The sequence below is a fragment of the Pseudoalteromonas xiamenensis genome, assembly GCF_017638925.1.
In the GTDB taxonomy this organism is placed as follows: domain Bacteria; phylum Pseudomonadota; class Gammaproteobacteria; order Enterobacterales; family Alteromonadaceae; genus Pseudoalteromonas; species Pseudoalteromonas xiamenensis.
On the sequence record NZ_CP072133.1, the window covers coordinates 3,259,029 to 3,274,989 of the forward strand.

Genomic DNA, 15,961 nt, shown 5'->3' on the forward strand with positions numbered 1-15,961 from the left:
CTTTAACGTTTTCTGACCAATTTCGTCATGTTTAGGTTTTATCTTGATCCGATTTTATTGCAAGGACTCAAGGTTAAACATAATGAAAAAGACAAATTTGATTTGGTTGCTCTCAGCAAGCTCCGTATTGCTAACGGCATGTAATGACGGTAGTGATGGTAAAGCTGGGCTAAATGGTACAGATGGCGTCAATGGGCTAAGTAGTTTAGTGCTTCAATCTAAGCTGAATGCAGGCAATACACACTGCTGGCTTGGTGGCGTGCAAGTGGATTCTGGATTAGACAAAGACCGTAATGGCTTGCTGGACAGTAGTGAAGTCACGCAAACCTCTTATCTGTGTAATCCAGATAATTTTGCATCAAGTGGTGTGAGCTTACCGTACTCTGTACTTCGTAACGATTTAGAAAACGGTGCAATCCCAGGTTCTACGTTTGAAATCCGAAACGGTGGCTATGGTTCAGATTTAGACGGTCACCCAAGTAATCCAATGCAGTTTTATGCCTTGACAGATCGTGGGCCAAATGCGGTATTTTCTGGTGCTCAGGGGAGTGGAAAAATGTTCCCTGTCCCAGATTATACGCCGAGAATTGGTTTGTTTGAAATCCATGCTGGTGGCACGATTTCCCTTGTTAAAAATATTCTTTTAAAAGACCGTGCTGGCAATCCAATTAGTGGCTTGCCGAATAGTTCAGCTCTGGGTGGCACGGGAGAAACTCCCTATGATGCGCACGGCGAAGTGATCCGTGTTGATATGAACCAACCGTATGATGCACTCACTAACCCAATCAAAACAGACGACTATGGATTAGATTCAGAAGGTCTTGTTGCAATGAGCGATGGTACTTTTTGGGTCAGTGACGAATATGGTCCTCACATTGTGCACTACAGCGCAGACGGCGTTGAAATTGACCGTATCAATGCGTTTCCAGAAGATGAGCGTATCCACTTCCAGTTGCCAGCTGAATTTGCTAATCGTTGGGCAAACCGTGGGATGGAAGGATTAACAGTCACGCCTGACGAAAAAACCTTGGTCGGGATTATGCAATCAAGCTTGGATAATCCAAGTAAAAATCGAACCGATCTTACTCGTATTGTGACCATTAACCTCGAAACCGGTGTGCAAGCACAATATTTATATAAGCAAGAGAAAGGCTCGAACTCGAATTCAGCCATCAAAGCACTCAGTGCGACGCAATTTTTGGTCCTTGAGCGTGATGGTGCATTTTTCAATAGCACGCCTAGTGCGATGAAACACGTGTATAAAATCGACCTAAGTAATGCAACAAACCTTGAAAGCATTACAGACACGGGCTTCAATAACGCAAGATGCGGCACTCGGACTGATGGTTTCGGGTGAAACACTGGAGCAAGTGGTAAAAAACAGTGCGGTAGGAAATGATTTTTCTGCGGGATGGGCAAAACTTGCTTCGCTTGGCATTACACCTGCAGAAAAAGTCGATTTAATCGTTGATATGGTCAGTACGGTTCAATACCCACATGACAAAATGGAAGGGCTGTGGGTGATAGATGATGGGCGGTTAGGCGTTTTAAATGATGATGATTTCGCTACATGGTCAACAAACGGTGTTCTGGAACAAAAATATTTAGATAACACGCAAAGCCGAGTAGACAGCAACACCTTGTACATCGTCAATGGTTTGGATTTGTCGACAAATTAACGACCATTCACGAACGGGACAACTTAGCAAAGGATGAACGTTATTGACGTTTATCCTTTTTACCCAATAATTAAACAAGCAGTCGCGTTCCCACAAAGTGGGAGAGGGAGAAACTACCTTCATTGGAGTGAACGTTATCATGGAAGCACGTTGTCATTGTAAAAACATTTCAATCCGTATTGATCATCGGCCGAGTCAACTGACGAGCTGTAACTGCTCATTTTGCTATCGAATTGGCGCACTGTGGGGCTACTTTGAGCCTCATGAAGTTGATGTTTATGTTGAAGATAAAACCGCTGCTGGGGCTTATTGCCACGGCGACATGTATATCCGCTTTCATCACTGTTCAAGCTGCGGATGCACGACGCATTACACCATGACGGATAAGTCACAAAAGCAAAAGGTTGCTGTAAACTTTCGTATGGTCGGTTCCGCGCTTTGCGATGATATTGAAGTAAAACTCTTTGATGGTGCAAACCGTAGCGGGTTTGTTCGATAGTCACTATTTGGACTTGTACTTTGCCTAAAATAGGTAGGTAAAAAGGCAACCAATCTTGGTTGCCTAACAATCCATCTTATTCAAGATTAAGTGCCGTTTGCAGCTTTTTGCCGAGTTCAACATGGGTTTGCATTTGACCGAAAGGACGAATCGCTTCCTTTGGTCCAAAAGTAAAGACACCAACCGGGGTGTGAGTATGTGTGCCGGTTGACCACACAATATTTTGCTGTGCAGAAAGAGCGCGTCCAATAAGGTTTAGCGGACGCTCAGCCAAGTAAACATAAAACGACGAAAAATCATTGATAGTGCTTGCTGTTTCACTTCCAAGAGACGAATGGCCGCGTTTGAAAAAGGCGTTTTTAGAGGTCGCAAGAATTGTCTCAGCATCTGTTTTGGCTATTTTAAACTCACTGGCAGCGTTAACAACATTGACAAGGTTCTCGGCTAATGGTGTTTTCAGTGCCTGCGCAGCAGACCACATATTCTGGTAGCTTTTTGATTGTGTAAACAGTTTATCGAGTACCTCAAGCTGTCCGAAATTGAAGTTAGGCTGATAGCGGTCATGATTCGGATTTGCCAGCACTTCGGCTTGGGGCAAATCAACCGCATTGTAACTAAAGCCAAAACCTCCTGTTTCATGGTCAGCCGTTACGACAACCAAGGTGTCATCACGTTTTGCAGCCCAATTTAATACGGCTTCAACGGCAGTATCAAATTTAACCATTTCGTTGAGTAAGGTTCCTGCATCATTGTTATGGCCAGCCCAATCGATTTGGCCACCTTCAATCATCAAAAAGAATCCGTTGTCGTTTTGCGAAAGCGTCTTTACCGCATGCATCGCCATGTCGGACAGCGTTGGTTCGTTTGGTTTTTCACCTTGTTTGCTTTCAATCGCATCGGCCATTGCACTGCTTGCAAAAAGTCCCAAGACTTTAGTGGACTTTGCCTGATTTAACTGTTGTTTGCTAAAGGCAAATTCATAGCCCGATTGCTCAGCGAGTAACAACACGTTTTGCGTGTCGGTACGTTTTGAGGCAAGCGGCAACGCGGCTGCTTTCAAACCTTGTTCGAAGTGATGGATCGGCGTTGATGGTAGCGTGTAGCCTTTCGGTAAAAAATGCCTAAGCCCCCCAGAGAGCATCACGTCGACTTGGCCGTTGGTTAGCATTTCAAGCGCAATGTCATTCTCTTTCGAGCGATGAATTTGATGCGCAGCAAATGCTGCTGGCGTCGCATGAGTGATTCGGGTGTCTGAAACCAATCCCGTTGCTTTGCCCTTGGCCTTCGCTTTTTCCAAAATAGTGTGTACCGCCATGCCTTGACGATTGAGGCCAATCATCTCATTACCAGCAGGCTCACCCGTTGCAAGTTGTGTTGCGGAACAGGCAGAGTCCACCACCAGTCTATCGGCGGGTCCATGCAGCGACATGCCAACCACACCAAGATTTGCGAGCTTAGCAATGGCACTGTCTTGACCATGATAAATCGACTGTGGTGCACGCTTCGCATACTCTTGCAAAAGCCCCACTTGCTGTGGCCCCATACCATCGCCAATCATTAAAATCACGTTTTTAATCTTGGCGCTGGTTTTAACTTGCGTTGTTTGGGTTGGGGTGGCTGATGAGCAGGCACAAAGAAGCGCAGCCCAATAGCCCAACATAATCATTTTAATAAACTTCATAGTGTCTCTGTTTATTTAAATTGCAGTGATGATAACGACACAGACTGATGATGAGTGACCGTGCCTTTAACGTCTTTTAAACCAAACTGGATAGTTGGGTCAGACTTAGCCCAGTCTATGTCGATGAAACCATAATTCACGCTTGAAATTGGCTCACCCACGCGATGTTGGTTCGAGTACCACGTCTTTCCATTCTTGTGTAAGACCCGAGCTAGTTACTTCCCAAAACGGATAGCTGTTATTGATATGATACTTAGAAAGCTCGCCCCAGTGAGTGTCTCCACTAATCATGACGACGCCCCCAATTTTATGTTTCGCGATGAAATCAAACAGGCGTTTTCGATCATAGGGGAAATTGGCCCAACTCTCCCATCCCGTAAATTCAGGGATCAGTTGTAAACTTGATGCGATGATTTTGACTTTGGCTGGTTTCAATAGCTCTTGCTCAAGCCACTGCCACTGCGCCTCACCGAGCATGGAAGTTTGTGCGTCTGCTTCACGATAAGGTCCTTTGTTATTAAAGAAACTTTGCAGCCAATAACCCCATTCGCCGATTGAATTAAGTGCTGGGCGATTCCAGCGCAGATCCGGCATGATCACTTGTACAGTTTGTTCATTTTCACCATAAAAATAGGATGTATAAATGCCGCTGTCGCGTGTTCTGCGCTCGCTGCCTTGTGGTTCATTCCAAAAATCCAGCATGATTTCTCTAGATGTTTCTTTGAATGGATATTCGCGGCCTGCGTCATTCTCGCCGAAATCATGGTCGTCCCAAATTGCAATCGTAGGTACTTTAGCGGAGAGTTCTTGGAAGCCTTTTTTTGCTGCGAGGCGACGATACTTATCGCGTAATTCATCCATATTTTCTGTGTCGCCATACACGTTATCGCCCAGAAAGATAAACAAGTCGGCATTATCTTTATTGATGGCGTCGAATATTGGCATAGGTTTGTCTTGATGGCTGCATGAACCAAACAAAATATGATCGAGCGTTTTTGCGTGGCCAACTTGTGTCAGCAATAACGCACTAAGTGCTAATAGGGATTTTTTCATTTTGCCACTATCTCATTAATTGGTTTGCCAATGGTGTTATCAAACGTTTGATAATCTTCGCCAAGCAACGTCAATACAGTTGCCGCGATTTGGTTTTGTTTAATTTCACTTTGCGTTTTCATTACGCCAAGCGGCTTGATTTGAGGTCCAATGGCGGCCATCCAAATTTCGTTAGCCCCTACAATTCCTTCAGGAAAAGTATCTAAGTTTTTCATATAACCGAGCACCGCTTGCTTTGAAGCGTGGTGCTGCCAGTCTTCAAGGCGTTGACCTCGGCCGTGATCGGTTACCACAATCATGACCGTGTTATTGCGATAGCCGGGTGTCGTTTGGATGGTTTGCCAAAGTTGCGCAAGGTAAGCATCAGTGCGTTTTGCAGCACGTAAATATCGATCATAATGACCTTCATGCGCAAAATCGTCTGTTTCACCGTACGAGATGACTAAGGTTTTTGGCTGAATGTGAGTGAGATAATCAAGTGCAAACAGATGTGTAAAACTGTCTTGGCGAACTTCTTGCCAAGGGCTTGGTGTAATAGTCTGCAACGTATTCAAAATAGCCATTTTCTCAGACTGAGGTTGAATGTCGTAACGGTCACCATTTGCGTTGACGTATAAACCCGAACGAGATTCGTTATAAATGAAGGGAAAGGCATCCCAACTACCAAATGCCGCGAGTTTCTGTTCGTAGCGTGGTTTATGATTAAGCCATTCTAAAAATGTGATATTGGGATTGTTTTTCAGCGCATTACTATCAATTTTAGGGTCGGCTTTACCGGTTAAAATTTCATTGTAGCCGGGGTACGAAAAGTACCAATTGTTCGAAACGGACATACGTGAGTCAGTATCCCGATCGCCAATTAACACGCCTTGTTTTGACACTGTTTGCCAAAGGAATGGCATCAATTTTTCACGTCGTTCTGTTGGTTTGTCAGCCCAGAACTCGGTTTTTAATTGTTCAGGATGCTTAACGGATTCTTTATGGGATAGCAAGGTTTCATCAGCGCCACGAAAGACTTCTTGCCAGCGAAGTCCATCAATTGTCACTAAAACCACGTTTGGAGCAGCACTACAAAGGGTAGAAAAGCCAGTTAATAAAAGGGCACAAAGCGTTCTCATCGTTATTCCTCTTACTCGTTTATGAAAAAAGTCCGACTCAGGGAAGTCAGACTCTTAGTGTGGGCAGAAGGGGCATCCATTGCCCCAAACTTTCTGGTTAGAAGCGAGCTTGGAAGTTGATAGCCGCTGTGCGAGGAGCGCCAATCCAGCCACCCCAGCCACCGGCAACGCCACCCATGTAGCTCTTGTCGAACAGGTTGTTTACAGTGAAACGAATGCTTGCACCGTCAAATGCTGCACCTAAATCTTTCAGGTCAACACCAACGTACAAGTCGCTCACAGCATAACCATCGATACGAATAGTGTTTTGTGGGTCCATCCAACGGTCACCTAGCCATTTTGTTGAAACACCAGCCGAATATTGTTCTGATTGCCAATCAAGTGAAAGCACGCCCATTTTCTCTACAGAGCCAAATACCGTGTTACCTGCGGCGTAGCCGATAGTGCCTGTTGAGTATTCTGAATCGTTGCTGGTGTATGAAGCATAGATTGAGAACTCATTCGTAGGGTAGTACGTTACAGCCGCTTCAACACCTGACGATTTAATACCACCTGTGTTGACATAGCTGCCGTTTGTTCCAACAAGATAATCGTTGCCAGTTTGTGAGCCTGGCGCGATGAACGTTAAACGGTTTTCGAAATCGATGCTGTACACGGTAACACTTGCGCTTACCGTCGCGTTGTTAAAGCGAACACCAAAGTCTTTGTTTTCAGCCGTTTCTGGCTCAACGTTGCTAAGTGCTGATGAGTCTGCTTCAAGCACTTGGTCTTTAATTGCGGCGAAGTTTTCTGCATAGCCGGCGAATACTTCTAAGCCTTCAACAGGCGTAAACCACACCGCACCTGCTGAGAACAACAAATCAGAATCTGAGTTAACCGATTTTGATGCATTGCTGTAATGGTCTTTGCTTTCTAGGTCAACGAAGTATTGCTTCACGCCAGCACGGAGTGTCAACGACTCCATTTCATAAGAATCTTCAAGGTAAGCCATCATCGTTTCTACAGGGTATGTACGGTCGTATTGTACCCAGTATGGAGTATGGTCAAACTCGTAGCTGCTCTTAGAGTCGAGAATCTTATGCCAATCACGGTGCTCTGAACGCTCGTAATCTTCATACCAGAAACCCGCGCGAACGACGTTTGTGTCTTCGCCGATTTTCTTTTCCCATGTTAAATCCGCATTGATCCCGTAGCGGTCTTTTTCATAGTGTGTATGACGGTAAGAACCCACTGGGATTGCGCCATTTTCGTAACATGCAGGGTCGTATTCAGCACCAGCTCCGCCGTAAGGGAAGGTGATAGCACTTTGGCAACCCGCATTTGGTGCAAGTGCTTTACCATCCGCATCAACGAAGAAAATTTTGCCAAGTGAGCTGCCACCATGAACCGTATTACCTGAAATCAGTTCGCTGTTGCCATTCGTGCCATCGTTTGTAACGTCGACTAAGTACGGTGGTACCCAGTCACCACGGCCTTCGTTATTGTGGAAGTAAGCATTCGCTTTTAGCTCTACTTCACCAATCATGGTGTTAACTTCAACATAACCAAAAAGGTTTTCACGAAGAGTAGACCAACCTTGACGGTACACTTGGTCGACATACGGAATACCAGTCCATTCGCCTAAAAGACCGTCTGACTCTGGGTTTTTCTTGAAATCAGCTAACGACACACGTTGGTAGTTGTCTTCATGCACGTCGTCGTATGATAGGTAAGCCGTTACTTCAAAGTTGCTGTCCATGCCGTTGACGAATTTTGCAGCAAAGTGGTCACGTTTGTTTTCTGCTGTGCCTGTGATCCAGTCGCTGTTGGTTGAGTTCGAGTAGCTAACCCAGCCATAGGTATCTTTAAACAGTTCACCTGTTTCAATACGCATGTAATATTTTTGCGCGTCAAAATTACCTAATGAAAGGCTGGTAATAATCGCTTTTTCAGTACCTGGATTAATGGTTGTAAAGTTAAGGGTACCGCCAAGTGCTTCATTAGAGCGCGAGCCGATGTCCGCAGTACCTTGCGATACTTCAACTGTTTCTAGGTTTTCTGTATCAATATAACGATTCGCTTTTGCGCCACCGCCGTAGTTTGAGTTGCCATTCGCGATACCATCAATCGTGATACCCACTTGCTGTTCATCCAAGCTCAACTGGAAGCCACGAATAGACACCGTCGTTGACCAATCGTCTGAACCAAATGTGTCACCTTCGTTAACCAAAACACCAGGAAGGTTATCAATAACGGCAAGCGCACTTGTCATTGAAGATTGTTGCTTGAACATTTCTTCAGACGTCGCGTTGTTTGCATAAGACACGCTTTTGCCAACGGCAACGACTTCTTCGATTTCTTTGTCCGTCGTTTTTGTTGTTGTTTCTTCAGCAAACGCGTGCGTTGTAAAGGTTGCCGCAATGGCTAAAGCAAGTAAATTAGGTCTAGAGAGCGCAGAGAGAGTACGTGTTTTCATTTTATCCTCGTAACGAATTGGTACATACCAAAGTAGAAAGCGGGACAAATACTAATCACGTCTTATTACAGAGAGTTTACAGAAATATGTATAATTTAATTTTTTGGTACATACCAAAAATTTTATTTTTGGGCTGGAGTTGTTGCTCTAATCTTTTTGTGCTTACATATCACGTCGATGATTTACGATGAAAAGTTAAAAGAGTAATGACCACCCCAAACTATGCCTATGCTCAAGTTCGAGAAGCGATAACACAAAAAATTGTGGAGCAAACCATGTCAGGGAGTTTGCCTGCTGAACGTGAGCTGTGTGCCGAGTTTAATGTTGCAAGGTCAACGCTTAGACAGGCTCTTGGTCAGCTTGAAAACATGGGGTTAATTTATCGCAAGAATCGCAGCGGGTGGTACGTATGCCCACGAAAACTTAAATATGACCCCATGCAGCACGTTTCTTTTTTGCATTACACCACCGCACAAGGTTTTCAGCCTTCAACGGAATTGATTGAGCAGCGAAAACAAAAGCCTACAAAAGAAATTGGCGCGGCACTGGAGCTAGACGGGCGACAAAGCATCACCAGTATTTTACGTGTTCGCTCTGTTGATGGGCGGGCGGTTGTGGTTGAAGATCTTAATTTCTCAAACAAATTATTACCTGATATTGATAAACATGATCTGTCGCTGTCTATCACCTTATTATTAAAAAACCATTATCACCATCATGACGTGTTCTATGATATCAGCGTAGAATCTTGTTGTTTGTTTAACCCAATTGCGCAGCATCTTGATACCTACGATGGCGCTTTAGGCTTGAAAGTCACGCGTATTGTGCGTGATAAAGACGGAGTGCCTTTTGAGTATGATCGTGAATTTTGGCGACACGATGCGCTTATGATTGAGAACAAAACCAAACTCAACTTTTAATGCGTGTGGTTGCTACTTAGTATGGCGTTACCTTGGAACCAACGTAATCAAGGTCAGTCCTTTAGTTTACTCTACTACTTATATTGATAGCCTAATGAGCTAGGCTAAGCCGTTTTAGCACGGTTGTTATTTACGTTATACCTCTTTTTCCATGCTCACTGTATTGCCCGACTGACGAATGCGAGGCGTCCCTTAAAGGTGAGTGGATTGGCTTGTAAAACAACTGCAATAATTTTTCAGTACACTTTTGATGAAGTAAAGATGACGTATTGGTCCATACCAAATCCGTCTAAATGCCTATTTCATCGAAGTGACGTGCATGAATTTTCAACTCCAATCTTATCTCAGCCGAAATAGTGTGTTGTTTTGTATTTATACGATTATTGCAGCATGCAGTACGTACGCATTTATGTATGGTTTTCGTAAGCCCATTGCAGTTGGTTTATTTCAAGAAGAGTCTCTTTTTGGGTTGTCATTGAAAGCCTTGTACCTTGCGTCGCAAATATTTGGTTATGCGTTGTCCAAATTTATCGGCATTAAAATTATTTCCGAATTACAAAGTCACGGCCGTGAAAAAGCGATTCTCTTCCTTGTAACGGTTGCGTGGCTTGCTTTACTAGGATTTGCACTCATCCCTGCACCTTGGAACAGCGTATTTATGCTTATCAACGGTCTCCCGCTTGGCATGGTTTGGGGAATTGTTTTTAGCTATTTAGAAGGACGTAGAGTGACAGAAGTCCTAGCGGCCGGTTTGTGCACCAGCTTTATCGTGGCATCAGGATTGGTGAAAAGTGTGGGCAGCTATTTGATGTTAGACTGGTCGGTATCGGAATATTGGATGCCATTTGCTACCGCAACGGTGTTTTTTCCTTTGCTTGGATTGTCGGTTTGGATGTTAAGCCAAGTACCTCCACCGAATCCGCAGGATATTGCTCATAGGAAAAAGCGTGAGCTCCATGACCAAGTCAGATCGCAAAGCGCTGTTGCATGCTTTAGGCTTTGGTTTGACCTTGCTAATTATTGGCTACATTTTGCTGACTATTCTACGTGATTTGAGAGACAGCTTTATGGCGGACATCTGGCTCGAAACCGGATTGTCAGGCACGCCAGCGCTCTTTACGTACACGGAAATTCCAATTGCACTTGTCGTGCTTGCTATCGTGGCGTTGCTCAAGCTTATTCGTAATAATCATGTGGCGATGGTGGTAAACCATGCTCTGATATTGGTCGGTTTTTTACTTTGTTTTTGTACGTCCTTGGCTTACGCCAATCAAATGCTTGAACCCATTACTTGGATGGTTCTAAATGGCATTGGGCTTTATTTGGCCTATGTGCCGTTTACCTCCAGTCTTTTTGAACGCTTAATTGCAACATTCAATCGACCAGCCAATGTCGGCTTTCTAACGTATCTTGCTGACTCGTTCGGTTATTTGGGTACGGTTGGTGTCATGCTGTATCAAAGCGTTTCAACTTCTGAAGTGAATTGGAACACTTTCTTGACACAACTTAGCATCGTTAGTGGGTTGGTAGGGGGCGTTCTGACGCTTGGTTCGCTCTTGTTTTTCATCAAAAAAGAGCGTGAAGAGCGTTCGAATTCGCCCGCCTTACCGCTTGCCGGTGCAATTAATTAAGCGCAAAACTGTAACTTGATTGTTTCATTTTTGTGGTTATAGTCTTTGTTCGCTCCTATAGGAATTCGAGCGATTTGCAGTCGCTTGTTAGGTTACTCAAACACGCATTGGCTCGCCAAATTGAGGCGGTCAAACAAGGATGCCCATTATGACAAAGCAAATCGATTTACAAACCTCTACCGCTATTTTCAATACCCTAACGTCCTCGCTTGGTGATTTTGCCAAACAAACTGTCTTTGAAGAAAACTTGCCGATTGAAGCATGGAATTTTGATTTTGCTGCAGGAAAAGGGAAACTTTCTGGTGACCTTTCTATTGAGTTATTCAACTCAAAAGATGATACGGACAGTGACGCCATTATCGGTGTTAAACCCAGCAAGGTTGATATGACGAGTCTTTCGCCTGCCATTGAATTTGATGGTAACGCTTGTTGGATGAAATACAAGGTGAAAACAACGTTGAAAGGGTCTGCACAACATTCGATAAATGACTTAGCGATTGGCGCCAATGCGAATGTCACCTCCTATGTATCTGCCTATAAAAGACACGATGCGAATAAATTTCTTGGACAAACGATTGTTAGCGACCTTCAAGTGATGCCGTTTGTTTTTGATCAAAGTGATTTAGAAAACTTGTCTGACGCGGAAGCGATGGTTTTCGACACTGTGGGCACACTAAAGGCGGAAGCGACGTTTAGTTGGGGCGATATATTTGCACAGCGAATGAGCCTTTTCAGCAAGTGGTTAGGTGAAGGTGAGGTGATCAACCTGAAACTAGACGCCTCACTAAAAGCAAAAATACATGTAGTGATTGAAGGTGGATTTAAAGTCGTGTTTTCCAAAGACGCCGTTACGCCTAGCAACCTGCGTGTCGGTATTAAACGCTCAAGTAATCGAGGTGTTGGTGTCGATGTCAGTGCAGGTATTACGGCACAATTACAGGAAACTCTACAATTCAATAGTCTTGTGGATGAGACGTTAGAGGCCATTTTTAAACAGCCGCAGGCTGTAGTTGATGCAATTGCAAATTATGTTTCGTTAGAGACGTTAGAGGATGGCGACAAACAAGTTGTTGAAGCGTTGTTTGTTCGATTTGGGATTGATGATGAGGTTGAACAACTTCAGAAATTACAAGCCAAAGTCCAAGAAGTCAAAGAGAGCGTTGCCTCAGAGACTCAAAAAGGCGGCGAGTGAAAAAGCCGAGCTTAGTTTTGCGTATGAATATGCTCGCTTGTCAGCGAGCAAGTCGATATTAGAGGTTGTTGTGAAACCAGCGAAGTTTGGTGATGTACATCAACTCGCTATTTCTGGACGTATTTTAGACATTACAGCGCTGTCGCAGCAAAGTGAAGACATTGCCATTGAGCATTTCTTTTGGCAAAAAAGCACCACGATTGAACAGTCTTGGGGTTTTAATCTAGGTTTCGCAAAATGGAAAGCATCGAGTAAAGACTTCGATAAAATTCAATATATTGAAAACCGTGACACATCAGGACTAGTACAGTTATCAACGGTCGCAAAACGCGGATACCAAGATAAAGTGGGTGGGAACAAACGCAATTTCTATATCGAGTTTGACGCAGTCATGCCGGACTATGAGGCACTTCAAGCGATAACGGTCAATTCGTTTGACTTGAGCTTGAACCTTGCTCATATACTGGAAGAAGGCGCGGTTGACGCAAGCGACATCGAAAACATCGTAGATGACCTTATCATCTGGGATCTCGCCAGCCTTGAACAAATAAGCGAATTGAAGCAGGAACTTGAAACTAATCTTGTTCACGCCAGCAATATTAAATTTATCAAATTGCTTCATGTTAAACCGGAAGGGTTGCGAAAACTTTTGCCATTGATGGCTTCTTTGCCTACAGAGCTGATCGCTAAATCTTTGGCTGTAGCGCTTCCTTTGAATAGTGGATTGAAAGAAGTTAGGTCAACCGGTGTGCGTGCTTTCTTTTATGCCCCTATTTTTGACGCTATCTTGCAAGGAAGTTTAAAAACAACGGATGAAATTGCGGATAGCACCAGTAGACTACTTAGAAAATACGGCTATTCAGACGCAGGGAAAAAAGAAAAGGATTGGAGAAAAAAAGGAAGCCATTCTCTTATTGCTCACGTTTGCCAAACGCATCCGAGTATCCGAATTGATGTTGAGCATTTAATTGAAGGTTTTGCGCTAATTAATCAAGCTGTCGCATTGAACGGCAAAAAAGAAGTCTTAGTAAAAGCTTACCGTCTTTTTGACGACATGGGCGAGCACGGTTTCTATGTGCGCTTTTTTGGTCATTTGCTGCTTAATATCGCGAAACAAGACGAGCGTGTTTATAACCTTATTGAACGCAGTTTAAAAGTTGAGTACACCCAAGACGGTGTGCCGAAAGAATTTGTGTTGTTTAGAAGATAACAACTGCTGTTTTGGCCTCGGGGTTAACAACGAGGCCACTCCCATTAAAGCAGGCATTTTCTGCTTTTCTGACAAACCTTCCTTTTTAATCGTATGTTCGAGTAGCGCAAATATCGATTGGCCAAGCAAAGAATTCGAAATAGTCCAAGACTAATGCCCCAAAAAACTGGATAATTGCTACTATTGAGAACATCTAACCAGCATGCATTCGGCATCGAGTTTGATTGTAACGATCTCTTGCTGGCCTAAACTGACCAAGTCGGGACACATTCCATGGAAATTAAAGTTAATTTTCTTGATAACTTGCGCTTAGAAGCCAAGTTTGATGATTTTACGGTTATTGCTGACCAACCAATTCGATATAAAGGCGATGGCTCTGCGCCAGGTCCATTCGATTATTTTCTAGCTTCGTCTGCGCTGTGTGCTGCGTACTTCGTAAAAGTATATTGTAATGCGCGTGAGATCCCAACCGATGGGATCCGCTTGTCGCAAAACAACATCGTCGATCCTGAAAACCGCTACAACCAAATCTTTAAGATCCAAGTTGAATTACCTGAGAGTATTTCGGAAAAAGACCGTGAAGGAATTGTGCGTTCAATCGACCGTTGTACGGTTAAGCGTGTAGTGCAAAATGGGCCAGAGTTCCAAATCGAAGTCGTTGAAAACTTGGATGAAGATGCTCAAGCAATGCTCATGGTACATCCTAATGATGACGCGAATACGTTTATTCTAGGTAAAGATCTGCCACTTGAACAAACGATTGCCAACATGACTTCAATCCTTGAAGACTTAGGCATGAAAATCGAGATTTCATCTTGGCGTAACATTGTGCCAAACGTTTGGTCTTTGCATATTCGAGATGCAGCGTCTCCAATGTGTTTTACTAACGGTAAAGGTGCGACGAAAGAAAGTGCGTTGTGTTCTGCACTGGGCGAGTTTATTGAACGTTTGAATTGTAACTTCTTCTACAATGATCAGTTCTTTGGTGAAGAAATTGCCAATGCAGATTTCGTGCATTATCCAAATGAGCAGTGGTTCAAACTAAACGAAGAGGATGAATTACCAGAAGGCATTTTGGATGAATATTGTTTAGAGATATACAACCCAGACGGCGAGTTATGTGGTTCACATTTGATTGATACGAATTCAGGTAATGCTGAGCGTGGAATTTGCGCTTTGCCGTTTAAACGTCACTCAGACGGTGAAACGGTGTATTTCCCATCAAACTTAATTGAAAACTTGTTCTTAAGTAATGGCATGAGCGCGGGAAACAATCTGTTTGAAGCGAAGGTACAGTGTCTGTCTGAAATCTTTGAACGCGCTGTTAAACGCCAAATTATTGAACAAGAAATTGTGTTACCGGATGTACCGCAAGACGTTCTTGCGAAGTTTCCAAAAGTTGTTGCGGGTATCAAGGGACTTGAAGAGCAAGGCTTCCCTGTAGTCGTTAAAGATGCATCACTTGGCGGTCAATTCCCCGTTATGTGCGTGACACTCATGAACCCGAAAACAGGCGGCGTGTTTGCCTCATTTGGAGCGCATCCAAGTCTTGAAGTGGCACTCGAGCGCAGTTTAACCGAACTGTTGCAGGGTCGCAGTTTCGAAGGCTTAAATGATGTACCGAAGCCAACCTTTAATAGTATGGCAGTTCAAGAGCCAGAGAACTTTGTTGAGCACTTTATCGATTCAACCGGTGTGATCTCGTGGCGTTTCTTCAGCGCGAAGAAAGATTATGACTTCGTAGAATGGGATTTCTCGGGCACCAATGAACAAGAGTGCGAGCGTTTGTTTGCTATCTTAGAATCGATGGGGAAAGAGGCGTACATTGCTGAATTTACGGACTTAGGCTGCGCTTGTCGTATTCTTGTACCGGATTATTCAGAAGTGTATCCAGTTGAAGACCTAGTTTGGGACAACACCAATAAAGCCTTGGCGTACCGCGAAGATATTTTAAACCTGCATTCGTTAGACGAAGAGCAACTTGTTGCGCTTGTTGAACGTTTAGAAGAGAGCCAGCTCGACAACTACATTGACATCATCACACTTATTGGTATTGAGTTCGATGAAAATACGGTGTGGGGTCAACTGACCATTATTGAACTTAAGATTCTGATTTATCTTGCACTTGGTGAAATCGAAGAAGCGCATGAATTAGTCGAAGCCTATTTGCAGTTCAATAGTAATACAGTAGCACGTAATTTGTTCTATCAAGCGATGCATGCAACATTGGAAATCGCGTTGGATGAAGATGAACTCGAAATGCAAGATTACATTCACAACTTCACGCGGATGTTCGGCAAGGAAGTAATGGACGCGGTTATCGGTTCTATCAATGGTGACGTACGATTCTATGGTTTGACGCCAACAAGTATGAAATTAGAGGGATTAGACCGCCATTTACGCCTAATCGAAAGCTATCAAAAACTTCACAAAGCGCGTGCAGCGATCGCTGCGAAAAAATCGTAACGCTTGAACAAAAAGAAAGCTAAGGCGAATGCCTTGGCTTTCTTTTCCCTTCATTGT

General features: G+C 43.9%; 12 protein-coding genes and 1 pseudogene. 9 read left to right on the top strand and 4 right to left on the bottom strand.

The window, feature by feature from the left end:
- The first annotated feature begins 82 nt into the window (after positions 1-82).
- The 3 genes from J5O05_RS15770 to J5O05_RS15775 all read left to right on the top strand — a co-directional run bounded on the left by J5O05_RS15770 (position 83) and on the right by J5O05_RS15775 (position 2,178).
- Positions 83-1,357: an esterase-like activity of phytase family protein gene (locus J5O05_RS15770; RefSeq protein WP_244369683.1), complete on the top strand. Its 1,275-nt coding sequence runs from the start codon at positions 83-85 to the stop codon at positions 1,355-1,357.
- Positions 1,290-1,679: an esterase-like activity of phytase family protein gene (locus J5O05_RS22000; protein WP_244369685.1), complete on the top strand. Its 390-nt coding sequence runs from the start codon at positions 1,290-1,292 to the stop codon at positions 1,677-1,679. The genes J5O05_RS15770 and J5O05_RS22000 overlap by 68 nt, the downstream gene beginning before the upstream one ends.
- A gap of 139 nt (positions 1,680-1,818) precedes the next feature.
- On the top strand, positions 1,819-2,178 hold the full coding sequence (locus J5O05_RS15775) for a GFA family protein (RefSeq protein WP_208842871.1): 360 nt from the start codon (positions 1,819-1,821) through the stop codon (positions 2,176-2,178).
- Between the two features lie 76 nt (positions 2,179-2,254).
- Here J5O05_RS15775 and J5O05_RS15780 read toward each other — a convergent pair whose 3' ends face one another.
- From J5O05_RS15780 to J5O05_RS15795, 4 genes and pseudogenes are all read right to left on the bottom strand, one after another.
- Positions 2,255-3,859, bottom strand: a complete 1,605-nt coding sequence (locus J5O05_RS15780; RefSeq protein WP_208842872.1) for an alkaline phosphatase — start codon at positions 3,857-3,859, stop codon at positions 2,255-2,257.
- Between the two features lie 11 nt (positions 3,860-3,870).
- Positions 3,871-4,912: pseudogene (locus tag J5O05_RS15785) on the bottom strand (alkaline phosphatase D family protein).
- Positions 4,909-6,030 (bottom strand): alkaline phosphatase family protein, encoded by a 1,122-nt coding sequence (locus J5O05_RS15790; protein WP_208842873.1) that lies wholly within the window; start codon positions 6,028-6,030, stop codon positions 4,909-4,911. The pseudogene J5O05_RS15785 and the gene J5O05_RS15790 overlap by 4 nt, the downstream one beginning before the upstream one ends.
- Positions 6,031-6,127: 97 nt before the next feature.
- On the bottom strand, positions 6,128-8,485 hold the full coding sequence (locus tag J5O05_RS15795) for a TonB-dependent receptor (RefSeq protein ID WP_208842874.1): 2,358 nt from the start codon (positions 8,483-8,485) through the stop codon (positions 6,128-6,130).
- 206 nt (positions 8,486-8,691) lie between these two features.
- Here J5O05_RS15795 and J5O05_RS15800 point away from each other — a divergent pair, with 206 nt between their 5' ends.
- The 6 genes from J5O05_RS15800 (at position 8,692) to J5O05_RS15825 (ending at position 15,904) form a co-directional block, all read left to right on the top strand.
- The gene (locus tag J5O05_RS15800) at positions 8,692-9,405 is read left to right on the top strand and encodes a GntR family transcriptional regulator (RefSeq protein WP_208842875.1); all 714 of its coding nucleotides are present in this window, start codon (positions 8,692-8,694) and stop codon (positions 9,403-9,405) included.
- Positions 9,406-9,724: 319 nt separating this feature from the next.
- Complete coding sequence (locus tag J5O05_RS22580; RefSeq protein WP_208842876.1) at positions 9,725-10,456, top strand: DUF5690 family protein; 732 nt, start codon at positions 9,725-9,727, stop codon at positions 10,454-10,456.
- Positions 10,362-11,036, top strand: coding sequence for a DUF5690 family protein (locus J5O05_RS22585; RefSeq protein ID WP_280117666.1), 675 nt, complete (start codon positions 10,362-10,364; stop codon positions 11,034-11,036). The genes J5O05_RS22580 and J5O05_RS22585 overlap by 95 nt, the downstream gene beginning before the upstream one ends.
- A 148-nt stretch (positions 11,037-11,184) precedes the next feature.
- Positions 11,185-12,228 carry a hypothetical protein gene (locus J5O05_RS15815; protein WP_208842878.1) on the top strand — a complete coding sequence of 348 codons (1,044 nt, stop codon included), beginning with the start codon at positions 11,185-11,187 and terminating at the stop codon, positions 12,226-12,228.
- On the top strand, positions 12,197-13,438 hold the full coding sequence (locus J5O05_RS15820) for a hypothetical protein (RefSeq protein ID WP_208842879.1): 1,242 nt from the start codon (positions 12,197-12,199) through the stop codon (positions 13,436-13,438). Before J5O05_RS15815 ends, J5O05_RS15820 begins: the two co-directional genes overlap by 32 nt.
- Positions 13,439-13,711: 273 nt before the next feature.
- Positions 13,712-15,904: an OsmC domain/YcaO domain-containing protein gene (locus tag J5O05_RS15825; RefSeq protein WP_208842880.1), complete on the top strand. Its 2,193-nt coding sequence runs from the start codon at positions 13,712-13,714 to the stop codon at positions 15,902-15,904.
- The last annotated feature ends 57 nt before the right edge of the window (positions 15,905-15,961 follow it).